General features: G+C 71.6%; 19 protein-coding genes and 1 tRNA gene. 12 read left to right on the forward strand and 8 right to left on the reverse strand.

Annotated features, from left to right (window positions below):
• Positions 1-274 precede the first annotated feature (274 nt).
• The 6 genes from eno to ACFWAR_RS08820 all read left to right on the forward strand — a co-directional run bounded on the left by eno (position 275) and on the right by ACFWAR_RS08820 (position 7,103).
• Complete coding sequence (eno, locus tag ACFWAR_RS08795) at positions 275-1,561, forward strand: phosphopyruvate hydratase (RefSeq protein ID WP_354382948.1); 1,287 nt, start codon at positions 275-277, stop codon at positions 1,559-1,561.
• A 153-nt stretch (positions 1,562-1,714) separates the two neighbouring features.
• Positions 1,715-2,197: a septum formation initiator family protein gene (locus tag ACFWAR_RS08800; RefSeq protein WP_385774558.1), complete on the forward strand. Its 483-nt coding sequence runs from the start codon at positions 1,715-1,717 to the stop codon at positions 2,195-2,197.
• Positions 2,198-2,239: 42 nt separating this feature from the next.
• The gene (locus ACFWAR_RS08805; RefSeq protein ID WP_385774560.1) at positions 2,240-2,773 is read left to right on the forward strand and encodes a DUF501 domain-containing protein; all 534 of its coding nucleotides are present in this window, start codon (positions 2,240-2,242) and stop codon (positions 2,771-2,773) included.
• Entirely contained in the window at positions 2,770-3,723 is a 954-nt protein-coding gene (locus tag ACFWAR_RS08810) for an exopolyphosphatase (RefSeq protein ID WP_385774563.1), read from the forward strand. The genes ACFWAR_RS08805 and ACFWAR_RS08810 overlap by 4 nt, the downstream gene beginning before the upstream one ends.
• Positions 3,724-4,177: 454 nt before the next feature.
• Positions 4,178-5,566 carry an NAD(P)/FAD-dependent oxidoreductase gene (locus tag ACFWAR_RS08815; protein WP_385774565.1) on the forward strand — a complete coding sequence of 463 codons (1,389 nt, stop codon included), beginning with the start codon at positions 4,178-4,180 and terminating at the stop codon, positions 5,564-5,566.
• Positions 5,567-5,738: 172 nt separating this feature from the next.
• A complete protein-coding gene (locus tag ACFWAR_RS08820) occupies positions 5,739-7,103 on the forward strand; it encodes a class I SAM-dependent methyltransferase (protein WP_385774568.1) in 1,365 nt (454 codons plus the stop codon).
• 83 nt (positions 7,104-7,186) lie between these two features.
• On the opposite strand, the gene ACFWAR_RS08825 is transcribed toward ACFWAR_RS08820, so the two are convergent.
• Together ACFWAR_RS08825 and ACFWAR_RS08830 are read right to left on the reverse strand one after the other, a co-directional pair.
• Complete coding sequence (locus tag ACFWAR_RS08825) at positions 7,187-9,739, reverse strand: ABC transporter permease (RefSeq protein ID WP_385774570.1); 2,553 nt, start codon at positions 9,737-9,739, stop codon at positions 7,187-7,189.
• A 70-nt stretch (positions 9,740-9,809) separates the two neighbouring features.
• Positions 9,810-10,574, reverse strand: a complete 765-nt coding sequence (locus ACFWAR_RS08830) for an ABC transporter ATP-binding protein (RefSeq protein ID WP_385774689.1) — start codon at positions 10,572-10,574, stop codon at positions 9,810-9,812.
• Positions 10,575-11,106: 532 nt separating this feature from the next.
• On the opposite strand from ACFWAR_RS08830, the gene ACFWAR_RS08835 reads away from it, so the two are divergent.
• Together ACFWAR_RS08835 and ACFWAR_RS08840 are read left to right on the forward strand one after the other, a co-directional pair.
• Positions 11,107-11,187 (forward strand) — tRNA-Leu (locus ACFWAR_RS08835).
• A gap of 182 nt (positions 11,188-11,369) precedes the next feature.
• Positions 11,370-12,215 carry a Bax inhibitor-1/YccA family protein gene (locus ACFWAR_RS08840; RefSeq protein WP_385774572.1) on the forward strand — a complete coding sequence of 282 codons (846 nt, stop codon included), beginning with the start codon at positions 11,370-11,372 and terminating at the stop codon, positions 12,213-12,215.
• A gap of 138 nt (positions 12,216-12,353) precedes the next feature.
• Here the strand turns inward: ACFWAR_RS08840 and ACFWAR_RS08845 are convergent, their stop codons facing one another.
• Positions 12,354-12,584 carry a DUF4287 domain-containing protein gene (locus tag ACFWAR_RS08845; protein ID WP_354382940.1) on the reverse strand — a complete coding sequence of 77 codons (231 nt, stop codon included), beginning with the start codon at positions 12,582-12,584 and terminating at the stop codon, positions 12,354-12,356.
• Positions 12,585-12,686: 102 nt separating this feature from the next.
• On the opposite strand from ACFWAR_RS08845, the gene ACFWAR_RS08850 reads away from it, so the two are divergent.
• Positions 12,687-13,037: a hypothetical protein gene (locus ACFWAR_RS08850; RefSeq protein ID WP_385774574.1), complete on the forward strand. Its 351-nt coding sequence runs from the start codon at positions 12,687-12,689 to the stop codon at positions 13,035-13,037.
• Here the strand turns inward: ACFWAR_RS08850 and ACFWAR_RS08855 are convergent.
• From ACFWAR_RS08855 to ACFWAR_RS08865, 3 genes are all read right to left on the reverse strand, one after another.
• The gene (locus ACFWAR_RS08855) at positions 13,021-13,830 is read right to left on the reverse strand and encodes a hypothetical protein (RefSeq protein WP_385774691.1); all 810 of its coding nucleotides are present in this window, start codon (positions 13,828-13,830) and stop codon (positions 13,021-13,023) included. The two genes, ACFWAR_RS08850 and ACFWAR_RS08855, sit on opposite strands and share 17 nt — an antisense overlap.
• 393 nt (positions 13,831-14,223) lie before the next feature.
• Positions 14,224-15,441 (reverse strand): acetyl-CoA C-acetyltransferase, encoded by a 1,218-nt coding sequence (locus ACFWAR_RS08860; RefSeq protein ID WP_385774576.1) that lies wholly within the window; start codon positions 15,439-15,441, stop codon positions 14,224-14,226.
• Between the two features lie 131 nt (positions 15,442-15,572).
• Entirely contained in the window at positions 15,573-16,607 is a 1,035-nt protein-coding gene (locus ACFWAR_RS08865) for an SGNH/GDSL hydrolase family protein (RefSeq protein WP_385774578.1), read from the reverse strand.
• Positions 16,608-16,731: 124 nt separating this feature from the next.
• Between ACFWAR_RS08865 and ACFWAR_RS08870 the strand changes: the two genes are divergently transcribed.
• Positions 16,732-18,114, forward strand: a complete 1,383-nt coding sequence (locus ACFWAR_RS08870) for a cystathionine beta-synthase (RefSeq protein WP_385774693.1) — start codon at positions 16,732-16,734, stop codon at positions 18,112-18,114.
• 546 nt (positions 18,115-18,660) lie between these two features.
• Here the strand turns inward: ACFWAR_RS08870 and ACFWAR_RS08875 are convergent.
• The gene (locus ACFWAR_RS08875) at positions 18,661-19,038 is read right to left on the reverse strand and encodes a hypothetical protein (protein ID WP_385774581.1); all 378 of its coding nucleotides are present in this window, start codon (positions 19,036-19,038) and stop codon (positions 18,661-18,663) included.
• Between the two features lie 142 nt (positions 19,039-19,180).
• Between ACFWAR_RS08875 and ACFWAR_RS08880 the strand changes: the two genes are divergently transcribed.
• Positions 19,181-20,023: a MurR/RpiR family transcriptional regulator gene (locus tag ACFWAR_RS08880; protein WP_385774583.1), complete on the forward strand. Its 843-nt coding sequence runs from the start codon at positions 19,181-19,183 to the stop codon at positions 20,021-20,023.
• A 16-nt stretch (positions 20,024-20,039) separates the two neighbouring features.
• Here ACFWAR_RS08880 and ACFWAR_RS08885 read toward each other — a convergent pair whose 3' ends face one another.
• Entirely contained in the window at positions 20,040-21,383 is a 1,344-nt protein-coding gene (locus ACFWAR_RS08885; RefSeq protein ID WP_385774585.1) for a diaminopimelate decarboxylase, read from the reverse strand.
• Between the two features lie 104 nt (positions 21,384-21,487).
• On the opposite strand from ACFWAR_RS08885, the gene hutU reads away from it, so the two are divergent.
• On the forward strand, positions 21,488-23,152 hold the full coding sequence (gene hutU, locus ACFWAR_RS08890) for a urocanate hydratase (protein ID WP_385774586.1): 1,665 nt from the start codon (positions 21,488-21,490) through the stop codon (positions 23,150-23,152).
• Positions 23,153-23,186: the final 34 nt, after the last annotated feature.

The raw sequence follows: 23,186 nt of genomic DNA on the forward strand, positions 1-23,186 counted from the left end.
CTGCCGTGCGGACTTCGCGGTACGCATAATTCGCCATCGCCCGGCGCGTCTCCCCCCACGCGCCGGGCGGTGGCGTTCGTGCAGGCGGGGGCGATCCTTCGGCCGTCCGCCGGCCCTTCCGTATGTCCTGTAAGAGGGGTATTCAGACCCTTTTTCGTCCCACGGAGCGGTTGCTCGGCTGGCCGAGTGCCCGGAGCCGGTTAGGCTCTAGGCGGCAAGGCCATCCCACGGCCTGACACGCCACCGCACACCCAGCGTCACATCCCAGAAGGAGATGCTCGTGCCGTCCATCGACGTCGTCGTAGCCCGGGAAATCCTGGACTCCCGAGGCAATCCCACGGTCGAGGTCGAGGTTGGCCTCGACGACGGCAGCACCGGCCGTGCTGCAGTTCCGTCCGGCGCCTCCACCGGTGCATTCGAGGCCATCGAGCTTCGTGACGGTGACCCCAACCGCTACCTCGGCAAGGGCGTCGAGAAGGCCGTCCTCGCCGTGATCGAGCAGATCGGCCCGGAGCTCGTCGGCTACGACGCCACCGAGCAGCGCCTGATCGACCAGGCCATGTTCGACCTGGACGGCACCGACAACAAGGGCTCCCTGGGCGCCAACGCGATCCTCGGCGTCTCCCTGGCCGTGGCCCACGCCGCGTCCGAGGCCTCGGACCTCCCGCTCTTCCGCTACCTCGGCGGCCCGAACGCGCACCTGCTGCCCGTTCCGATGATGAACATCCTCAACGGTGGGTCGCACGCCGACTCCAACGTCGACATCCAGGAGTTCATGATCGCGCCGATCGGCGCCGAGTCCTTCTCCGAGGCCCTGCGCTGGGGCGCCGAGGTCTACCACACCCTCAAGAAGGTCCTGCACACCAAGGGCCTCTCCACGGGTCTGGGCGACGAGGGCGGCTTCGCCCCGAACCTGGAGTCCAACCGCGCCGCGCTCGACCTCATCGTCGAGGCCATCAAGCAGGCCGGCTACGTCCCGGGCAAGGACATCGCGCTGGCGCTCGACGTCGCCGCGTCCGAGTTCTACAAGGACGGCAAGTACGAGTTCGAGGGCCAGTCCCGCTCGGCCGCCGAGATGACCGAGTACTACGAGGAGCTCGTCTCCGCGTACCCGATGGTCTCCATCGAGGACCCGCTGTACGAGGACGACTGGGCCGGCTGGAAGGTCCTCACGGACAAGCTGGGCGCCAAGGTCCAGATCGTCGGCGACGACCTCTTCGTCACCAACCCGGAGCGCCTCGCCCGCGGTATCGAAGAGGGCTCGGCCAACGCCCTGCTCGTGAAGGTGAACCAGATCGGTTCGCTGACCGAGACCCTGGACGCCGTCGAGATGGCCCAGCGCAACGGCTTCAAGTGCATGATGTCGCACCGTTCCGGCGAGACCGAGGACGTCACCATCGCCGACCTCGCGGTCGCCGTGAACTGCGGTCAGATCAAGACCGGCGCCCCGGCCCGCTCGGACCGCGTCGCCAAGTACAACCAGCTGCTGCGCATCGAGGAGATCCTCGACGACGCCGCCGTGTACGCGGGCCGCTCCGCCTTCCCGCGCTTCAAGGGCTGATCCCCTCCGGATCGCCTTCCGGAGGGGCTGCCGGACGGGTCCTCGCGGGGTTCATCCCCGCGGGGCCCGACAGCCTCCGTACGTCCCCGCGCTCGGTCCCGTACCGTGTGCGGGGACGTATTGCTGTGTGCGGGTACAGGGGAGGCGGAGTCAATGGCCGGGAACCGTGATCGGTTCTCCACCTTCTCGACCGCGACCAGGCTCAAGCAGCTGGGCGAGCGGACCGCGGCCCACGTGTACCGCTCGCAGTCGCGGCGCCAGGTCCGGCGCAGCCGACTGACCGGGCGGGCCGCGCTGCTGGTGCTCGTCCTCTGTACCCTGGTCGTCGCCCTCGCCTATCCGATGCGCCAGTACGTCTCCCAGCGCTCGGAGATCTCGGACCAGCAGCAGGCCGCCGACCGGGCGCGCAAGCGGCTGGACGAGCTGCGCGACGAGAAGGCCCGCTGGCAGGACCGCGCGTACGCCGAGCAGCAGGCCCGCAAGCACCTGCACTACGTGCGCCCCGGGGAGATCGGCTTCACCATGGTCGACTCGGAGGCCGCGGAGCACCGCCGCACCGGTACGGCGACGGCCGACCGGCCCTGGTACTCGAACGTCTGGGACGGCATCGACAAGGCCGACCGGCCCGCCGACTGACGTTCACCGACCGACCTCTCGACTGAAAGACGCACCCCAGGCATGCAGACGCCCCCGCCCCAGACCGCACGGACCGAGCCGACGGACGCGGACATCGCCGCGTTCGAGCAGCAGCTCGGCCGCCCGCCGCGCGGACTGCGCGCCATCGCGCACCGCTGTCCCTGCGGGCAGCCCGACGTGGTGGAGACCGCCCCGCGCCTGCCCGACGGCACGCCGTTCCCCACGCTGTACTACTTGACCTGCCCGCGGGCCGCCGGTGCCATCGGCACGCTGGAGGCCAACGGCGTGATGAAGGAGATGCAGGCCCGGCTCGCCACCGACCCGGAGCTGGCCGCCGCCTACCGGGCCGCGCACGAGGACTACATCACCCGGCGCGACGCGATCGAGGTGCTGGAGGGCTTCCCGAGCGCGGGCGGCATGCCCGACCGGGTGAAGTGCCTGCACGTGCTGGTGGGCCACTCGCTGGCCGCGGGCCCGGGCGTGAACCCCTTCGGCGACGAGGCCCTGGCGATGCTGCCCGAGTGGTGGGCGAAGGGCGCCTGCGTCACCCCGTGCGCGGAGAAGGCGGACGCGTGATCCGGGTCGCGGGCATCGACTGCGGTACGAACTCCATCCGGCTGCTGGTCGCCGACTGCGACCCGGAGACCGGCGAGCTGATCGAGCTGGACCGGCGGATGATCGTCGTCCGGCTCGGCCAGGGCGTGGACCGCACCGGGCGGCTGGCGCCGGAGGCGCTGGAGCGCACCTTCGCGGCCTGCCGCGAGTACGCCGCCGTGATCGAGGAGCTGGGCGCCGAACGGATCCGCTTCGTGGCCACCTCGGCCTCGCGCGACGCGGAGAACCGGGACGAGTTCGTCCGGGGCGTCGTGGACATCCTGGGCGTGGAGCCCGAGGTGATCAGCGGTGACCAGGAGGCGGAGTTCTCCTTCACCGGCGCCACCAAGGAGCTGACGGGCCGCGACGACCTCGCGAAGCCGTACCTCGTCGTGGACATCGGCGGCGGCTCGACCGAGTTCGTGGTCGGCGAGGAGCACGTGCGCGCCGCGCGCTCCGTCGACGTGGGCTGCGTCCGGATGACCGAACGCCACCTGGTCGTCGACGGGGTCGTCACCGACCCGCCGACCGGGGCGCAGGTCGCCGCCATACGGGCCGACATCGAGGCCGCGCTGGACCTGGCCGCCGAGACGGTGCCGCTGGGCGAGGCGCGCACCCTGGTGGGCCTGGCGGGCTCGGTGACCACGGTCGCGGGCATCGCCCTGGGCCTGGCGGAGTACGACTCGACGGCGATCCACCACAGCCGGATCTCCTACGAGGCGGTCCGCGAGGTCAGCGAGCGCATGCTGACCCTGACGCACGCGGAGCGCGCGTCGATCGGCGTGATGCACCCGGGCCGCGTCGACGTGATCGGCGCGGGCGCCCTCGTGCTGCGCGCGATCATGGAGCGCACCGGCGCCAAGGAGGTCGTCGTCTCCGAACACGACATCCTCGACGGCATCGCCTGGAGCGCCGCCCGCGCGACGGCGTAACCGCCCCCCCTCACCGCGCACCCGCCCGGGCCCGGCCCGGGCGGGGTGCACAGTCGTGCTGGTCGGGGGGTCGTAGGGCCCTCTTCGGGCGGTGAAAGTCCCGTCGTCCACATGAAGTTCGTGAAGTTCTTCACAAGGAAAAGAAGGCCGATGGGCTCATCGAGGGCCCTTTGGATGGCATTTCGAGGCCGACGGGCCTGTTTCGTGAGGGTGTTCGTCTGAATCGAGGACGGCCGCGGGGGCGCTCCGTAGGTATCCACGAGAGGCGTGGTCTACCCCGTCGATAGGCCGGAGTGCCAGTTCAGAGCGGGTGGACAACGACTCCCGCGGCGCGGTGGTTCCCCCTTCGCGACATGACCTCCGTCACGTGGGCCGCGCAGTGTAACAGAGGGGTCCTAGCACCTTGTGAAGGGGCTCACGAGCGTCCCCCCTTCGGGTGCTGGATACTCGTTCCATGAGCACCACGGAGCGTCCCAGGATCCTCGTTGTAGGCGGTGGGTACGTAGGCCTGTATGCAGCCAAGCGCATTCTCAAGAAGATGCGCTACGGCGAGGCGACCGTCACGGTCGTCGACCCGCGCTCGTACATGACCTACCAGCCCTTCCTCCCCGAAGTGGCCGCAGGCAGCATCTCGCCTCGGCACGTCGTCGTCCCGCTGCGACGCGTGCTGCCCAAGGCCGAGGTTCTCACCGGCCGGGTCACCAGCATCGACCAGGACCGCAAGGTCGCCGTCGTCACGCCGCTCGTCGGCGAGGCGTACGAGCTGCCCTTCGACTACCTGGTGATCGCGCTCGGCGCCGTTTCCCGCACCTTCCCGATCCCCGGCCTGGCCGAACAGGGCATCGGCATGAAGGGCGTGGAAGAGGGCATCGGCCTGCGCAACCACGTCCTCGAGCAGCTCGACAAGGCCGAGTCCACGACGGACGAGGACGTCCGCCGCAAGGCCCTCACCTTCGTCTTCGTCGGCGGCGGCTTCGCCGGCGCGGAGACCATAGGCGAGGTCGAGGACATGGCCCGCGACGCCGCGAAGTACTACACCACGATCAAGCGCGAGGACATGCGCTTCATCCTGGTGGACGCGGCCGACAAGATCCTTCCCGAGGTCGGGCCCAAGCTCGGCACCTGGGGCAAGGAGCACCTCGAGTCGCGCGGCATCGAGATCTACCTGAACACGTCCATGGACTCCTGCGTGGACGGCCACGTGGTGCTGAAGAACGGCCTCGAGGTCGACTCCAACACCCTCGTGTGGACCGCGGGCGTCAAGCCCAACCCGGTGCTGGCCCGCTACGGCCTGCCGCTGGGCCCGCGCGGCCACGTCGACGCCGGCGCCGACCTCCAGGTCACCGGCACCGACTACATCTGGGCCGCGGGCGACAACGCCCAGGTCCCGGACATGGCGTCCCGCAAGGCCGGCGTCGAGAACGCCTGGTGCCCGCCGAACGCCCAGCACGCGCTGCGCCAGTCCAAGGTCCTCGCGGACAACGTCATCTCGGGCATGCGGGGCTTCCCGCAGGGCGAGTACTCGCACTCCAACAAGGGTGCGGTGGCGGGCCTCGGCCTCCACAAGGGCGTCGCGATGATCGTCATGGGCGGCATGAAGATCAAGCTCAAGGGCCGGCTCGCCTGGTACATGCACCGTGGCTACCACGGCATGGCCATGCCGACCTGGAACCGCAAGATCCGCGTCTTCGCCGACTGGACCCTCGCGATGTTCCTCAAGCGCGAAGTCGTCTCCCTCGGCGCTCTGGAGACCCCGCGCGAGGAGTTCTACGAGGCCGCCAAGCCGGCCCCGGCTCCGGCCGCCGCGGCGGCTCCCGCCGCCGAGAAGGCCAAGGCTTCCTGACCCGGGCCTGACCGGAAACATCCCAGTACGACCCCGAAGGGGCCTCCCGCCATCCGTGGTGCGGGCGGCCCCTTCGGTGCTTCCGGCCCGCGCCACGGCGTGTCGCGGCCCGCTTACCCGCCGTGCGCGGTGGGTAGAGGCAAAGGTCGGAGCCTTACTGGAGGTGTGCGCCATGACCGACGCCGCGCCGCGGCTGGCCGCTCTTGCCGAGACCCTGCTGGGTGCCCCCCTGCCCGTCCGGATCCGGGCCTGGGACGGCAGCGAGGCGGGTCCGCCCGACGGCCCCGGATCCGGACCCGTGCTCGTCCTGCACCACCGGCGCGCCCTGCGCCGGATGCTGTGGAAGCCGGGCGAAGTGGGCCTGGCCCGGGCCTGGGTCTCCGGGGACCTGACCGTCGAGGGCGATCTCTACGACCTGCTCGACCGGGTCTCGGGGCTGCTCTGGCAGCGCGCCCCCGACCCGGGCGCCGCCCCGCCGCCCACCGGCCGCGTCCGCGGGGCGCTGACCGCGGCCTCCGGGGCGCTGGGGACCGTACGCGACGGGGCCGTCCGGACCGCGCTGCGGGAGCTGCTCGCGCTCGCCGGGCCGCTGCCCCCGCCCGCCCCGCCCGGCGAGGAGGTCCCCCGCCGCGGCGGGGCCCGGCACACCCGGGGCCGCGACCGGCGGGCCATCAGCCACCACTACGACGTCGGCAACGACTTCTACGCCCTGGTGCTCGGCCCCTCCATGGTCTACTCCTGCGCCTACTGGAGCCCCGGGGGAGACCTGGAGGGCGCGCAGCACGACAAGCTGGACCTGGTCTGCCGCAAGCTCGCCCTGCGCCCCGGCGACCGGCTGCTCGACGTGGGCTGCGGCTGGGGCTCGATGGCCCTGCACGCGGCGCGCGAGTACGGCGTGCGGGCCACCGGCATCACCCTCTCGCGCGAGCAGGCCGCCTACGCCCGCAAGCGGATCGCGCAGGAGGGCCTGACCGACCGGATCGAGATCCGGGTCCAGGACTACCGGGACGTCACGGACGGGCCGTACGACGCGATCTCCTCGATCGGGATGGCCGAACACGTCGGCTCCGCCCGCTACCGCGAGTACGCGGGCGACCTGTACGCCCTGCTGCGCCCCGGCGGGCGGCTGCTCAACCACCAGATCGCGCGGCGCCCCGAGCCCGACGCGGTCCGGGAGGCGGCGTACCGGATCGACCCCTTCATCGACGCGTACGTCTTCCCCGACGGGGAGCTGTCCCCGATCGCGGTCACCGTGGGCGAGCTGGAGCGGGCCGGTTTCGAGGTCCGCGACGTCGAGGCGCTGCGCGAGCACTACGCGCTGACCCTGCGGGCCTGGGTCGCCCGGCTGGAGGACAACTGGGAGCGGGCGGTCGGGCTCACCTCGCCCGGCCGGGCGCGGGTCTGGCTGCTGTACATGGCCGCCTCCGCCCTGGGCTTCGAGCAGAACCGGCTCGGGGTGAACCAGGTGCTGGCCGTGCGCACCCCCGCGGACGGGAGCGCGGGACTGGCGCGGCGCACGCGGGAGTGGCGGGAGTAGCGGGCGCGGCGCCCACGGCGAAGGGCCCCGCGACCGGGTGGTCGCGGGGCCCTTCGGCCGGTCCCCGTGTCGGCGGAGCCGGGCTACTCGGTCTTGATGGCGGTCAGCATGTTCAGCCGGGCCGCGCTGCGCGCCGGCCACATGGCGGCCAGGACGCCGACCACACCGGCGAGCAGGAGGAAGATGCCGATCCGGTCCCAGGGCAGGACCAGGGCGTACTCGGGGATCGTCTTCGAGAGGGTGGAGCCGATCGCCCAGGCGAGGAAGACGCCGATGCCCACGCCGAGGATCGCGCCGAAGAGCGAGATCACCACGGCCTCCAGGCGGATCATGTTCTTGACCCGGCTGCGGTCGAGACCGATCGCCCGCAGCATGCCGATCTCCTGGGTCCGCTCGAAGACGGACATCGCCAGGGTGTTGACGACGCCGAGCACCGAGATGATCAGCGCCATGCCGAGCAGGCCGTACATGATGTTCAGGGCGATGTTGATCATCGCGCCCATCTCGTCGCGCATGTCCTGCTGGGTCGCGACGGTGATCGCCGGGTTCTTGCCGAGCGCGTCGATGACCTTCTGCTGGGCCGCCTTCGAGGCGCCGCCCTCGGTGTTGACGTAGACCCAGCGGGTGTACTGCTCGTCGGCGTGGGAGGCCATGACCTTGTTGTCGGCCAGGAACGTCGAGACCAGGTCGTCGACGCCCTTGTAGAGCGCGCCCACCTTCACGGTGGCCTTCTGGCCGTCGTCGTACTGGACGTCGAGGCTGGAGCCGACCGAGAGGTTCCGCTTCTTGGCCTCCTTGTCGGAGACCGCCAGCTCGCCCTTGCCGAGGCTGCTCAGCGAGCCGGCGGTGACCTCGACGTTCAGCATGTTGCCGATGGTCGCGGGGTTGACGCCGGAGACGGGCTGGAAGTCGCCCTTGATCTTGACGGAGTTCTCCGTGACCGGCGAGACCTCCTTGATGCCCGGCGCCTTGGCGAGGGTGTCGGTCACGGACTTGTTCAGTCCGCCGCCGCCCACACCGTCGGAGAGGGCGACCCGGTAGTCGGCGGTGATCTTGTCCGTGCTCATCCGGTCGATGGCCTTGCCCATCGTGATGCCGAGCACCGAGAGCGAGGTGACCAGCGTCAGGCCGATGGCCAGGGAGGCGGCGGTGACGGCGGTGCGGCGCGGGTTGCGCACCGCGTTCTGCGCGGCCAGCTTGCCGGGGACCCCGAAGGCCTTCTCCAGCAGCGGGCGCAGCGCCCCGATGACCGGCCGGGACAGCAGCGGGAGCAGCACGATCAGCCCGATGATCAGGAAGAACGCGCCGCCGGCGATGGTCCAGCGGCCGTCGGCGCCCTGGGAGACGCCGAGGAAGACGAGGCCGAAGCCGATCGCGCCGATGACGCAGCCGATGACGTTGCGGACGACCAGGGACTTCGCGGAGGCCGGCAGGTGGGCGCTGCCCATCGCGGCGACCGGGGCGATCCGACCGGTGCGCCAGGCGGGCAGCAGCGCGGCGACCACGGTGACGACGATGCCGATGACCAGGGCCGAGACGAAGGTGGAGGGGGCGATGACCAGGTCGCCGCCCGGCAGCTTGGCGTCGAAGGCGTTCATCGCGGAGCGCATGCCGATCGCCAGGCCGATGCCCGTGACCAGGCCGATCGTGGCGGAGATGAGGCCGATGACGAAGGCTTCGGAGAGCACCGAGCGCATGACCTGGCCGCGGTCGGCGCCGACGGCGCGCAGCAGGGCCAGTTCCTTGGTGCGCTGGCTGACCAGCATGGTGAAGGTGTTGTAGATCAGGAAGACGCCGACGAAGAGGGAGATGCCGGCGAAGGCGAGCAGCATGTTGCTCATGCCGCCCAGGCCCTGCTGGATGTCCTTGGCTTGCTTCTCGGCGAGCGCGGCGCCGGTCTGGGCGTGGGCGTTCTTGGCGAGCAGCGGCTTGATGTCCGTGAGCAGCGCGTCGGCGGAGGTGCCCGCCTTGGCGGCGACCGTCAGCTCGTCGTAGAAGCCGGGCTTGACGTACAGCTCCTGCGCGACGGGGGTGGTGAACAGGACCAGGCTGCCGCCGGCCTTGACCGCGCCGTCCTCGGTGGCGAAGACACCGCTGAGGGTGTACTCCTTCACCGGGCCGGTGGTGGCCACGCGGACCTTGTCGCCGACCTTGTAGTTGCCCGCGGCCGCGCTGTCCTTGTCGAGGGCGATCTCGTCGGCCCGGGTCGGGCCCGCGCCCTGGGTGAAGCTGGTGCGCGGGTCCTTGCCGTCCTTGCCCGGGGCGAAGTTGGAGCCCTTGTTCGACCAGCCCTGGCCGATGAGCTTGCCGTTCTCGTCACCGACGCCGGCGAAGCCGGTGGCCCGGCCGGTGACCGAGGCGACGCCCGCGACCTGGGAGACCTTGCCGAGGGTGGCCTGGCTGATGCCGGGCTCGCCCTCCTTCTGGCCGTCGTCGCCGCGGGTCTGGCCGTAGGAGGTGACCGAGACGGCGACGCCGTCGTAGCTCTTGGCGGACTGGCTGCTGAGGGACTTCTTGAGGGTGTCGGTGAAGACGAGGGTGCCGGAGACGAACGCGACGCCGAGGGTGACGGCGAGCACCGTCATCAACAGCCTGGCCTTGTGCGCGAGGACGTTGCGCAGGGCGGTACGGAACATGGGGTGTCAGTCCTGGTGCTGGAAGTCTGGGAGGTGGCTTCGTGGGGCCCGCCGGGGGGCCGCGACCGGGTCAGCTCGTACGGCCCTTGGCGTCGAAGGCCTTCATGCGGTCCAGCACGCCGTCCGCGGAGGGGCTGATCATCTCGTCCACGATGCGGCCGTCGGCGAGGAAGATGACGCGGTCCGCGTAGGAGGCGGCGACCGGGTCGTGGGTGACCATCACGACGGTCTGGCCCAGCTCGCGGACGGAGTTGCGCAGGAAGCCGAGGACCTCGGCGCCCGAGCGGGAGTCCAGGTTTCCGGTCGGCTCGTCACCGAAGATGATCTCGGGGCGGGAGGCCAGGGCGCGGGCCACGGCCACGCGCTGCTGCTGGCCGCCGGAGAGCTGGGTGGGGCGGTGGCCCAGGCGGTCGGAGAGGCCGACCATCGAGATGACCGCGTCGAGCCACTGCTTGTCGGGCTTGCGGCCCGCTATGTCCATGGGGAGCGTGATGTTCTCCAGGGCCGTCAGCGTCGGCAGCAGGTTGAAGGCCTGGAAGATGAAGCCGATCTTGTCCCGGCGCAGCTGGGTGAGCTGCTTGTCCTTGAGGGTGCCCAGCTCGGTGTCGCCGATCCGCACGGAGCCGCCGGAGAAGGTGTCCAGTCCCGCGACGCAGTGCATCAGCGTGGACTTGCCGGAACCGGAGGGGCCCATGATCGCGGTGAACTGCCCCTGGCCGAAGTCGACCGAGACGTTGTCGAGGGCGACCACCTGGGTCTCGCCCTGGCCGTACACCTTCGAGAGCTGCGTGGCGCGGGCCGCCACGGCCTGGGTGGTGTGCGGGGCGTAGTTCATGGTGGTCACGGGGGGCTCCTCCGAGGGGCGATCTGACGGACTGGCGGGACGTTCTCCATCTTCTTCGCGCCGCCCCCGGCTCCGGATCAACCGGCGAGCTTGTTCGTGGGCCCACTGGAGTCTGACCGCCGGGGCGCCTTCCTCCTCCTCTGGTATGACGGCGCCTGCGACCCGGCCCCGGCGGCGGCCCGTCGTGGTCGGCCGGGGGCCGCGGGTCTTGGCAGGATGGGGCGGAGCCCTTGCGGGACAAGGGGAGGGCCCGGTCGGTGCCGGAGGAGCGCGCTCGGCGCGGGGTGGTGCGGGGTGGCGTCCGCGGTGGCGCGGGGGGTGGCGCGGGCCATCGAAATCCCGTCAATCCCACGGCGGTGGTGATCGTCCCCCGCAGGGCGTCGACCCCGCCTTCTGATGTCTGACGGACCCTCAAGCGCCAATAAAATCAGACAACATCGGAAAGAAGGCCATCTGGTGGTGGGTGCGTTCCGGATACGCTCGCCACGGCGCTCAGGTGCTTCGTACGGGGGACCGCGTACCAGCCCGGATGGTGGAATGCAGACACGGCGAGCTTAAACCTCGCTGGCCTTAGGCCGTGCCGGTTCGAGTCCGGCTCCGGGCACTACCGGTCCCACACCGTGCACCAGCGGGCCCGCTCCGCGCCGGTCGACCCCTGCCCGAATCTTCTCCCGTGCGCTTCGTCATGCCCTCTTCTAAGATCCTCCTTCAGCAGTAGGGTGATTTTTTTGCGAACGCATTACCCTGGTCCAAGAGGCCGCGCACCGTGGCCGATGGAGGAGTGAGATGAGGAGCAGTAACCCGGTCTTCTCGCGACGGGGGTTCAGCCGCGACAACGGCGGCTACGCGGGCTTTGACGCGCAGCAGGCCGGGACCGCGACGAACCCGTACGCGACGAACCCGTATGCGACCGACCCGCAGACCGGCATGCCGCAGGCGTCGGCCAACCGCAACGCGATGACCATCGACGACGTCGTGAGCCGTACGGCCATGACGCTCGGCACGGTCGTCCTGACGGCGGTCCTCGCCTGGATCGCCCTCCCGGTCGACCCCGCGAACGTCAACAAGTCGTACGGCATCGCCGTGGGCGCCGCTCTCATCGCGTTCGTCCTCGCGATGGTCCAGTCGTTCAAGCGCAAGCCGGTCCCCGCGCTGATCCTGGCCTACGCGGCCTTCGAGGGCGTCTTCCTCGGCGTGATCAGCTCGGCCACGAGCACGTACATCAGCCCCGGCGTGGTCATCCAGGCCGTGCTCGGCACCATGTGCGTCTTCGCCGGCGTGCTGCTGGCCTACAAGATGCGCTGGATCCGCGTCACCCGCCGCTTCTACGGCTTCGTGATGGCCGCCGCGGTGGGCTTCATGCTGCTCATGGTCGTCAACCTGCTGTTCTCCGTCTTCGGCGGCGGCGACGGCCTCGGTTTCCGCTCCGGCGGCCTCGGCATCCTCTTCGGTGTCATCGGCATCATCCTGGGCGCCTGCTTCCTCGCCCTCGACTTCAAGCAGGTCGAGGACGGCGTGCAGTACGGCGCCCCCCGCGAGGAGTCCTGGCTGGCGGCCTTCGGCCTCACCATGACCCTGGTGTGGATCTACCTGGAGATGCTGCGCCTGCTGTCGATCCTCAAGGGCGACTAGTACCGCCCCGCGCGATCACGCACGTACGGAAGGCCCCGCGAGCACGGCTCGCGGGGCCTTCCCGCATGTCGGGGGCCTGCAGGAATCGGGGGCAGGGGTCGGGGACGGGAGTCGGGTACGGGGGGTGCGGGGCCGGGCTCAGCCGAATTTCCTGGCGGCCCTGCGCAGGTCGTACTCGTGGATGATCGCCTTGGCCTGGCCGTACGACAGGTCGTGCGCGCCGAGCAGCCAGCTGAGCTTGTCCTCGAACCGGATGAGGGAGGGGCCCTCGTCGACGGTGCGGAGCCAGTCGGAGAGATCACGACCGGTGGTCTGGGGGATTCTGGAGATCATGTTGCGGTGGGTGGGCTCGGAGAACTCTACGGACATGGGCGCCTCCGGAGGTATCGCCGTGCTTGTTCTCTTCACGTCACCGTGCCTGACCGTTCGCCCGTTGGCAATGGCGCCGGGGCGGCGCGTAAGGTCGGCCGGGTGCTTGATACGTCGCCCCTGACCGCCGTCGTGGACCGCTTCGCCGACCGACTGCGCTCCGCCCCGCAGAGCCGCCTCCAGCGCGGCGCCGCCGCCGAGGGGCTGGCCCTCGCCCGCGAGCTGTCCGTACGGGCGCAGCGCCTGGAGGGCCTCGCGGAGGGAGCCGGGGCGCGCGAGATGCCGGACGCCGGGATCTTCGTCGTCGGCGACCAGCTGGCCGTGGCCGGGCTGGACCTGGCCGAGGCGCTGCGTGCCGCCCACGGGGCCCCGGACGCGGCGACGGCCCCGTCCGAGGTGCTGGACGAGGCCGTGCGGCTGGTGGAGCGGGCGGAAGTCAGAGCGATGCGATGACCCGGTCGGCCAGGATGTAGACGTTGTCGTCGGGGTCCCCGGCGTCGCCGCAGGAGAAGGTCAGCGCGTAGGCGCCGGAGATGCCCGAACCGCCCAGCAGGACCGGTGCGGTGCCCGAGCGCAGGGCCTCGGACAGGCGCTCCGCGGTCTCCCGGTGGCCCGGGGTCATGCACAGCGTGGTGCCGTCGGTGAAGACGTACACGTCGAGCGTGCCGAGCGGGCCGGGGCGGACGTCGGCCAGCGCGGTACGGGCCTGCGCCAGCTCTTCCAGCCGGTTGACGGTGCGCTCGTGGTCGGCGCCGGGAGCCGAGGCCTGGACCGGCACGAAGTCCGGGTGCGAGGGGTGGCGGCGGCGGGCCGCGGCCAGCTCGGCGGAGTCCTCGGGGTAGGCGTAGTCGTCGCCCTCGTCCCCCAGGACGGGCTCCAGGCCCACCAGGTCCGCCTGGCGGGGCAGGAAGACGGGGTTCTCCTCGCCGAGCCCGGACAGGCCGCCCAGCAGCGACGGAGCGTCGGCGGCGTCGCGCGCCTCCTGCGCGGCCCAGAAGGCGCGCGCCTCGGCGAGCTCGCGCTCGCGCTCCTCGGCGAGGGCCTCGGCCACGGCGGCCCGTATCTCCGAAGCGGGGGACGCGACGGCGCTGCGGGCGTGCGGCACGGTCATGGCGCGGGGGTGCGCCGGAACCGCCAGCTCGCTGCGCAGAGCCGCGACCTGCTTGCGCAGGCCGTGGACTGCGTGCAGCGCGGCGGCGCCCACGGCCGTGGCAGCGGCCGTGGTCAGCAGCAGGGCAAGAGACATGGCGCTCACTGACTAACTCCTGATGTATTCGATCCCCCGACTTCCTACATCAGCTTCACCCGCCCTGGGAATGGGGTGCAGTGCATTACGTCATGAATTGGACAGGTCTTTGGTCCCGGCCCCTTCCGCCATATGTGCTCTGACCTGCGGAAATGCCAAACCCCCAGGACATAGGTCACATCCTGGGGGAGATTCGGTCACAGGTCGGCGGCGACGGGATTAGAACCGGCGTCAGTACGACGTAAGGATCAACGCGTTTCCCTAGGGGCGCCTGGGCCCCTAAGAAAAAGATCTAGCTCAGACGCTCGATTCCTTTGGTCGCGCTGAGCTTCGCCACCGCTGCGGGCAGGCGCCGCCCTCGTTCCTCGGGCGACCCCTACCCTCCGCTCCGGCTCAGCTCAGGCGCTCGATGACCATGGCCATGCCCTGGCCGCCGCCCACGCACATCGTCTCCAGGCCGAACTGCTTGTCGTGGAACTGGAGGCTGTTGATCAGCGTGCCGGTGATGCGCGCGCCGGTCATCCCGAACGGGTGACCGACGGCGATGGCCCCGCCGTTGACGTTCAGCTTGTCGAGGTCCACGCCGAGGTCGCGGTAGGAGGGGATGACCTGGGCCGCGAAGGCCTCGTTGATCTCGACCAGGTCGATGTCGTCGATGGTCAGCCCGGCGCGCCGCAGGGCCTGCTTGGACGCCTCGACCGGGCCCAGGCCCATGATCTCGGGGGAGAGGCCGGTGACGCCGGTGGAGACGATCCGGGCCAGCGGGGTCAGGCCCAGCTCGCGCGCCTTGGTGTCGCTCATGATGACCAGCGCGGCCGCGCCGTCGTTCAGCGGGCAGCAGTTGCCGGCCGTGACGAGGCCGTCGGGGCGGAAGACGGGCTTGAGGCCCTGCACACCCTCCAGGGTGACCCCGGCGCGCGGGCCGTCGTCGGTGGAGACCACGGTGCCGTCCGGCGTCGTCACCGGGGTGATCTCGCGCTCCCAGAAGCCGTTCTTGATGGCGGCCTCGGCGAGGTTCTGCGAACGGACGCCGAACTCGTCCATGTCCTGGCGGGTCACGCCCTTGAGGCGGGCCAGGTTCTCGGCCGTCTGCCCCATCGCGATGTAGGCGTCCGGGATCAGACCGTCCTCGCGCGGGTCGTGCCAGGAGGCGCCCTCGCTCTGCGCGACCTCGGCCGTACGGGCCTCGGCGTCGGCGAAGAGCGGGTTGTGGGTCTCGCGGATGTCGGAGGAGCCGTTGATCGACCGGGAGACCATCTCGACGCCCGCCGAGATGAAGACGTCGCCCTCGCCCGCCTTGATGGCGTGCAGGGCCATGCGCGAGGTCTGGAGGGAGGAGGAACAGTAACGGGTGAGGGTCAGGCCCGGCAGGTGGTCCATGCCCATCTGTACGGCCACGATGCGGCCCAGGTTGCTGCCCTGCTCGCCGCCCGGCAGGCCGCAGCCCAGCATCAGGTCGTCGATGTCGCGCGGGTCCAGCTCCGGGACCTTCGCCAGGGCGGCCTGGACGATCGTGGCGGTCAGGTCGTCCGGGCGGAGGTCCTTGAGGGAGCCCTTGAAGGCCCGGCCGATGGGGGAGCGGGCGGTGGAAACGATGACGGCTTCGGGCATCGGGACTCCAAGGGGTGGGTTGCGGTTGTGCCGGGACCGCATGTGAAGTTACCGGCCCGTACCGTCGATTTCACCGCCCCCGCCGTGTGACGAGCGCCGCACCGCGGCCCCGGGCCGTCCATCGGGGCCGGTCAGGACACCGGCGCGTCCGGGACCGCGTGCTCGCCGTCCGGCTGCGAGGCGGCCTCCGCCTCGCTGCCCGGCAGCCGCCGGCGGCGCCGGTGCTTGAGCAGGGCCCAGGGCGCGCGGGCCGCCGTGACCTCGGTGCCCGCCTGGTTCGCGGCGGCCGAGGCGGCCTTGGCCACCGGGAGCATGTCCTCGTCGCGGGAGACGTCGAGGCGGTCGGACTCGGGCCAGAGCGCGAGCGTCGCGCACAGGGTCGGCAGCACGGCCATGGCGGCGGTCGCGTACCCCTCGGCGGACGGGTGGTAGGAGTCCGGGCCGAACATCTCGCGCGGGTTCGCGGCGAACTCCGGCCCCAGCAGGTCCCCCATCGAGACCGTACGGCCGCCCTGGGCCACCACCCCGATGGTCTGCGCGGCGGCCAGCTGCCGGGACACCCGGCGGGCCACCCAGCGCAGCGGCTGGTAGACCGGCTCGATCGTGCCGAGGTCGGGGCAGGTGCCCACGACGACCTCGGAACCCGCCAGCCGCAGCCGCTTCACCGCGGCCGTCAGCAGCCGCACCGACTGGGTGGGCGGCATCCGGCGGGTCACGTCATTGGCCCCGATCATCACGACGGCCACGTCGGGGGCCTTCTCGCCGTGGTCGAGCAGCAGCGACACCTGACGGTCGAGATCGTCGGACATGGCACCCGACAGGGCCACGTTCCGCAGCTGGACGGGCCGCTCCGCCACCGCGGCCAGGCCCGAGGCCAGCAGCGCCGCCGGGGTCTGCCGGGCCCGCCGCACGCCGAGACCGGCGGCCGTGGAGTCGCCCAGCATGGCGAGGCGCAGCGGGCCGGGACTCAGCTCGGGGCCGCCGAACTCGCTCCCGTACAGTCCGTCCGCGCGCGGCGGGTCGGGCAGCCCGATGCCCACGGTCCGTTTGGCCAGCTGTACCTCGGCCACGACCAGCCCCACCGCGGCGGCGCCGAGCAGACCGAGCCCGCCGCCGCCGTACGCCGCACCCGCCGCGATCCGGCGGGCCGTTCTCGCCCTCGACACTTCAGGTCACCCTCCTTGCCTCTGCTGGCTTACCTGCCCCGTAGTGCCGCTGCTCCAATCCCTTTCCGCTTAGTCTGACGGGACCTCCCGGAGAACCCGTGGAGTCCCCTCCTTGGAGAACATGGTGCAATTCCACGACTCGATGATCAGCCTCGTCGGCAACACCCCGCTGGTGAAGCTCAACCGTGTGACCGACGGCATCCAGGCCACCGTCCTGGCCAAGGTCGAGTACTTCAATCCGGGCGGGTCCGTGAAGGACCGCATCGCCGTGCGCATGATCGAGGCCGCCGAGCAGAGCGGAGCGCTCAAGCCCGGTGGCACCATCGTGGAGCCGACCAGCGGCAACACCGGTGTAGGACTCGCCATCGTGGCCCAGCAGAAGGGCTACAAGTGCATCTTCGTCTGTCCTGACAAGGTCTCGATGGACAAGATCAACGTGATGCGCGCGTACGGCGCCGAGGTCGTGGTCTGCCCGACCGCCGTCGACCCCGAGCACCCGGACTCGTACTACAACGTGTCCGACCGCCTCGCGCGCGAGCCCGGCGCCTGGAAGCCGGACCAGTACAGCAACCCGAACAACCCGCGCTCGCACTACGAGACCACCGGTCCCGAGCTGTGGGAGCAGACGGACGGGAAGATCACGCACTTCGTCGCGGGCGTCGGCACGGGCGGCACGATCTCCGGCACCGGCGGTTACCTCAAGGAGGTGAGCGGTGGCAGCGTCAAGGTCATCGGCGCCGACCCCGAGGGCTCCGTGTACTCGGGCGGTTCGGGCCGTCCGTACCTCGTCGAGGGCGTCGGCGAGGACTTCTGGCCGTCCGCCTACGACCGCAACGTGACGGACGAGATCATCGCGGTGTCCGACAAGGACTCCTTCCAGATGACCCGCCGCCTCGCCAAGGAAGAGGGCCTGCTGGTCGGCGGTTCCTGCGGCATGGCCGTCGTGGCCGCGCTCAAGGCCGCCGAGAGCCTCGGTCCGGACGACGTGGTCGTCGTCCTGCTGCCGGACAGCGGCCGCGGCTACCTCAGCAAGATCTTCAGCGACGAGTGGATGGCCGGACACGGCTTCCTGGAGGAGGCGGGCCCCGCGGCCCGCATCGGCGCGGTCCTGGCCGACAAGGAGGGCGGGATCCCCTCGCTCGTCCACATGCACCCCGAGGAGACCGTCGGGGAGGCCATCGAGGTGCTGCGCGAGTACGGCGTCTCGCAGATGCCGATCGTGAAGCCGGGCGCCGGGCACCCGGACGTCATGGCCGCCGAGGTCATCGGCTCCGTGGTGGAGAAGGAGCTGCTGTCGGCGCTGTTCGCGCAGCGCGCCTCGCTCAGCGACCCGCTGGAGAAGCACATGAGCCCGCCGCTGCCGCAGGTCGGCTCCGGCGAGACGGTCGCCGAGCTGATGACGGTCCTCGGTACGGCGGATGCGGCGATCGTCCTCGTCGAGGGCAAGCCGACCGGTGTGGTCAGCCGTCAGGACCTCCTGGCGTTCCTGGCGCGCAGCTCGAAGTAGCCCCTCGCGGGGGCTTCGCGCGATCGGAACGGGCCCGACACGTTGCGGCAGCACCGGCTTAACACGGGTGCGGCACTGTGGTGGTCGTCGGAAGGAACCGGACCGGTTCCTCCGGCGCCACGAGCGGTGTTGCGCGGTCCCGGAGCGGCTCCCGGGGCCGTGGGGCGCCACGGACGCGGACGGCCCTGACCCGGACCGTGTCCTTCGCGGGGGCCGCCGTCGTCCCGCCCCCCGGGCGACCGGGGGTGCGGCGGCCCCCGCCATACCTTCCCTGGGGGGCGGCGCACCGCTCCCCCCGCCACCTCCCGCCCGCGCCTCAATCGCCGGCGGGGCTGGGTGTGGCTGTTCCCGCCCTTCGCCCGCGGCCCGTCGCGCGCCTCAAACGCCGGCGGGGCTTGATGTGGCGGCGCCTGCGTCTCGCCTGCGGCCCGGTTTGCGCCTCAATCGCCGGCGGGGCTGGGTGTGGCTGTTCCCGCCCTTCGCCCGCGGGCCGGTGCGCGCCTCAAACGCCGGCGGGGCTTGGTGTGGCGGCATCCGGGGGGCCGGTTAGGGCTGGGGGCGGTGCCAGGATTTGGCGGCGTGGGCGAAGTTGACGCCCAGGATGCCGGCCCAGGTGACGACCAGGCCGCTCAGACCGGCGTTGACGGCGCCGATGGCGGACAGCGGGATCGCCAGGACCAGCGTCACGATGGCGAAGCCGAAGCGTTCGCCGAAGTTCGCCCCGCCCCCGGCGGCCACGGGACCACCGCGCGCCTCGTGCAGGCGCTGCTCGGCCAGGCGCCGCCTGACCTGGGTGTCCACCTTCTCGACGAACGAATCGACGAGCGCCGCCTCGTACTCGGGCCCCAGCTCCCCGCGGGCCTTCAAGGTGGCGTCGAATTCCTTCTTCAGCTCGTGGGCATCGGTGTGGGAATGGGGTTCCATGCCTCCAGGCTAGGAAGGGCGTTGCCGCCCGGCACTGGGGCTAGCCCCCGTATCACGCGGCGGACCAGGGTTGCCGTCCTGCATATCCGCATGCAGAGTGCTTGCTGACTGAATAGGTTCACGGGACGGAGGAGGGGGCGGGATGAGCGACAGCCCGGCAGCGCGGCTGCAGAAGCTGTTCGAGGGGCACCGGCTGACGCCGACCCAGCGGCGGATCGCCCACTGCATGGTGCGCGGGGCGGCCGAGGTGCCGTTCCTGTCCAGCGTCGAGCTGGCCGAGCTGGCCGGGGTCAGCCAGCCCTCGGTGACCCGCTTCGCGGTGGCGCTCGGCTTCGACGGCTACCCGGCCCTGCGCCGGCACCTGCGCGAGGTGGCCCCCGCCGGTCGCCCCGGCGGGTCCGGCAGCGACGCGTACAACTCCTACCAGCAGGCCGTCCAGGCCGAGATCGACAACCTGCGCCACCTCTCGGCGATGCTCGCCGACCCCGGGCCCGTCGAGGAGGCGGGGCGGGCGCTGGCCGCGTCGGTACCGCTGCCGGTGCTCGGGCTGCGCGCCGCGTCCTCGCAGGCGCGCGGGTTCGCGTACTTCGCGGGCAAGGTCCACCCCGACGTGCGGCTGCTGGACGAGGGCGGCTCGATGCTGGCCGACCGGATCGACGCCGCGGTCGGGTCCGGGGCCTCGGCGCTGCTGTGCTTCGCGCTGCCCCGGCATCCGCGCGAGGTGCTGGCGGCCCTGGAGTACGCCCGTACGGCCGGGCTGACCGTGGTCACGGTCGCCGATTCCGCCTTCGCCCCGGTGGCCCGCCACTCGGACCTGCTGATCCCGGCGCCGGTCGGCACCGGACTCGCCTTCGACACGGCGTGCGCGCCGATGCTCCTGGGGCGGGTGCTGCTGGAGTCGATGGCGGACGCGCTGCCCGACGCCCAGGCCCGGCTGGAGGCCTTCGACGCGAAGGCCACCGCCCGCTCCCTCTTCGTCGAGTAGGAGGCACCGGGCCCGGCTACAGCAGTGCGTCGCCCTGCGCCGCGCCCGCCTCCGCCACCAGCGAGGGGAGCGACTGCGCGGGCCGCGCGAGGGCGAAGCGCACCGCGTCCCCCTCGACGGCGAAGCCGTGGACGGCCGGGCGCGGCAGGCTGTTGTAGCCGTAGTGGGCCGTGAAGAAGTACGCGCCGGTGTCCGGTACGGCGATCAGGTCGCCCGCATCGAGCGGCGGGAGCGCCCGGGCCTCGGCCAGCAGGTCGCCCGCGAAACAGGCGGGCCCCGCGACGTCCTGGGCGAGGGGCGCGCCCTCCTTGGGGACGCCCCGCCCGTCGTAGCCGAGGATCCGCACGGGCCACACGGCGGGCGCGTAGACCGTGCGGGTGGCCAGCTGGACCCCCGCGTGGGTGAGCGCGACGGGGCGGCCGCCGGTGGTCTTCGCGTACTCGACCCGGGCGATCACCAGGCCGTGCTTGGCGGTCAGGGACCGGCCGAACTCGGTGACCAGGCCGTAGGAGCCGTCGAAGAGGGCCGGGGCGGCGGTGCGCAGGGCGGCCACGTAGTCGGCGTACGAGGGGGTCGGCGCGTCCGAGGCGAAGTTCACCGGGAGCCCCCCGCCGATGTCGATCGTGTCGATCCGGCGCCGGCCGACGCGGGCGTTGACCTCCTCGGCCAGCTCGTGCACGGCGCGCACCCCCCGCGCGATCAGCGGCAGCGGTACGCCCTGGGATCCGGAGTGGGTGTGCAGCCGGGTCAGCCAGGGGCGCTCGGCGCAGGCGCGCACCAGCCACTCGCGCGCCCCCTCGTCGCGCAGCGCGAAGCCGAACTTCGAGGTGGCGGTCGCGGTGGAGAGGGCGTCGATGGCGCCCGCGCCGGTCTGCGCATTGATCCGCAGGCCGATCGGGGAGCGGACCGGGCCCGGGTCCGCCGCGATCAGGGCGTCGATGCGCTCCAGCTCCTGGCGGTTGTCGGCGTTGACCGCGATGCCCAGGGCCAGCGCCTCGCGCAGTTCGGCGGTGGTCTTGGCGGGGGAGTCCAGGACCGTGCGGGCGGGGCCCAGTCCGGCGGCCCGGGCCAGGGCCAGCTCCCCGGCGCTGGCCACCTCGCACCCCAGCCCGGCGGCGGCGAGCAGCCGCAGCACCGGGACCAGCGGGCAGGCCTTCACGGCGAAGGCGTGCAGGACGGGGGTGCCCGGCGGCAGCGCGGCGGCGAAGGCGGCCGTCAGGGCGGCGGCCGAGTCCCGGATCCCGGCCGTGTCCAGCAGGCACACCAGGGGCTCGTCCCCCTCGTCCGGCCCCACCAGCCCCTGGCGCACGGCGGCCCGTACGACCAGGTCCCGGCGCGCGGCGGCGCTCTTCGCAGTCATGTCCGCCAGCCAACCACCACGGCGACATGCCCGCAGCTGTTGACTGAACCTATTCAGACAGTGAGTATGTGAATAGATTGCCCAACATCGGAGGAGGCACCGCCATGTCAGGACCCCGCCCCGTACGTGCCGCGCGAGGCACCGGACTCAGCACCCTGGGATGGCAGCAGGAGGCCGCCCTGCGGATGCTGCAGAACAACCTCGACCCCGAGGTCGCCGAGCACCCCGACAAGCTGGTCGTCTACGGCGGCACCGGCAAGGCCGCGCGCGACTGGCGCTCGTACGACGCGATGGTCCGCACGCTGCAGACCCTCAAGCAGGACGAGACCATGCTGGTCCAGTCCGGGCGTCCGGTCGGCGTCATGCAGACCCACGAATGGGCCCCGCGCGTCCTGCTCGCCAACTCCAACCTGGTCGGCGACTGGGCGAACTGGGAGGAGTTCCGGCGCCTGGAGAACCTGGGCCTGACCATGTACGGGCAGATGACCGCCGGTTCGTGGATCTACATCGGCACCCAGGGCATCCTCCAGGGCACCTACGAGACCTTCGCCGCCGTCGCCGCGAAGAAGTTCAACGGGACCCTCGCCGGGACGATCACCCTGACCGCCGGCCTCGGCGGCATGGGCGGCGCCCAGCCGCTCGCCGTGACGATGAACGACGGCGTCGCCATCTGCATCGACGTCGACCCGCGCGCCATCGACCGCCGCATCGAGCACCGCTACCTCGACGTCAAGGCGAACGACCTGCGCCACGCGATGCAGCTCGCCGTCGAGGCCCGCGACGCCCGCAAGCCGCTCTCCATCGGCCTGCTCGGCAACGCCGCCGAACTCCTCCCGCAGATGCTCGCGGAAGGCGCCCCGATCGACATCGTGACGGACCAGACCTCCGCCCACGACCCGCTCGCCTACCTCCCGATCGGCGTCGACTTCGACGACATGGCCGACTTCGCCGCCAAGGACCCGGCCGGCTTCACCGTCCGCGCCCGCGAGTCCATGGCCAAGCACGTCGAGGCCATGGTCGGCTTCATGGACGCCGGCTCCGAGGTCTTCGACTACGGCAACTCCATCCGCGGCGAGGCCCAGCTGGCCGGTTACGACCGCGCCTTCGCCTTCCCCGGCTTCGTCCCCGCCTACATCCGCCCCCTCTTCTGCGAGGGCAAGGGCCCCTTCCGCTGGGCGGCCCTGTCCGGCGAGGCCTCGGACATCCACAAGACCGACAAGGCGATGCTCGAACTCTTCCCGGAGAACGAGTCCCTGCACCGCTGGATCAAGATGGCCGGCGAGCGCGTCCACTTCCAGGGCCTGCCCGCGCGCATCTGCTGGCTCGGCTACGGCGAGCGCGACAAGGCCGGTGAGCGCTTCAACGAGATGGTCGCCGACGGCACCCTCGCCGCCCCGCTGGTCATCGGCCGCGACCACCTCGACTGCGGCTCGGTGGCCTCCCCGTACCGCGAGACCGAGGCCATGCTCGACGGCTCCGACGCGATCGCCGACTGGCCGCTGCTCAACGCGATGGTCAACGTCGCCTCCGGCGCCTCCTGGGTCTCCATCCACCACGGCGGCGGGGTCGGCATGGGCCGCTCCATCCACGCGGGCCAGGTCAGCGTCGCCGACGGCACCAAGCTCGCGGGCGAGAAGATCCGCCGCGTGCTCACCAACGACCCCGGCATGGGCGTCATCCGCCACGTCGACGCGGGCTACGACATCGCCGAGACCGTGGCCGAAGAGCGCGACGTGCGCATCCCGATGCGCGAAGGCGACCAGGCGTGACCCAGGAAGCCACGGCCGGAGCCTCGTTCCACGA

The organism is Streptomyces sp. NPDC059917 (genome assembly GCF_042730635.1).
In the GTDB taxonomy this organism is placed as follows: domain Bacteria; phylum Actinomycetota; class Actinomycetes; order Streptomycetales; family Streptomycetaceae; genus Streptomyces.

Bases quoted from the DNA above. Each gene is read 5' to 3' on its own strand.
- eno (WP_354382948.1), top strand. From the start codon at position 275: ATGCTCGTGCCGTCCATCGACGTCGTCGTAGCCCGGGAAATCCTGGAC.
- ACFWAR_RS08800 (WP_385774558.1), top strand. From the start codon at position 1,715: ATGGCCGGGAACCGTGATCGGTTCTCCACCTTCTCGACCGCGACCAGG.
- ACFWAR_RS08805 (WP_385774560.1), top strand. From the start codon at position 2,240: ATGCAGACGCCCCCGCCCCAGACCGCACGGACCGAGCCGACGGACGCG.
- ACFWAR_RS08815 (WP_385774565.1), top strand. From the start codon at position 4,178: ATGAGCACCACGGAGCGTCCCAGGATCCTCGTTGTAGGCGGTGGGTAC.
- ACFWAR_RS08820 (WP_385774568.1), top strand. From the start codon at position 5,739: ATGACCGACGCCGCGCCGCGGCTGGCCGCTCTTGCCGAGACCCTGCTG.
- ACFWAR_RS08825 (WP_385774570.1), bottom strand. From the start codon at position 9,739: ATGTTCCGTACCGCCCTGCGCAACGTCCTCGCGCACAAGGCCAGGCTG.
- ACFWAR_RS08830 (WP_385774689.1), bottom strand. From the start codon at position 10,574: ATGAACTACGCCCCGCACACCACCCAGGCCGTGGCGGCCCGCGCCACG.
- ACFWAR_RS08840 (WP_385774572.1), top strand. From the start codon at position 11,370: ATGAGGAGCAGTAACCCGGTCTTCTCGCGACGGGGGTTCAGCCGCGAC.
- ACFWAR_RS08845 (WP_354382940.1), bottom strand. From the start codon at position 12,584: ATGTCCGTAGAGTTCTCCGAGCCCACCCACCGCAACATGATCTCCAGA.
- ACFWAR_RS08855 (WP_385774691.1), bottom strand. From the start codon at position 13,830: ATGTCTCTTGCCCTGCTGCTGACCACGGCCGCTGCCACGGCCGTGGGC.
- ACFWAR_RS08860 (WP_385774576.1), bottom strand. From the start codon at position 15,441: ATGCCCGAAGCCGTCATCGTTTCCACCGCCCGCTCCCCCATCGGCCGG.
- ACFWAR_RS08875 (WP_385774581.1), bottom strand. From the start codon at position 19,038: ATGGAACCCCATTCCCACACCGATGCCCACGAGCTGAAGAAGGAATTC.
- ACFWAR_RS08880 (WP_385774583.1), top strand. From the start codon at position 19,181: ATGAGCGACAGCCCGGCAGCGCGGCTGCAGAAGCTGTTCGAGGGGCAC.
- ACFWAR_RS08885 (WP_385774585.1), bottom strand. From the start codon at position 21,383: ATGACTGCGAAGAGCGCCGCCGCGCGCCGGGACCTGGTCGTACGGGCC.
- hutU (WP_385774586.1), top strand. From the start codon at position 21,488: ATGTCAGGACCCCGCCCCGTACGTGCCGCGCGAGGCACCGGACTCAGC.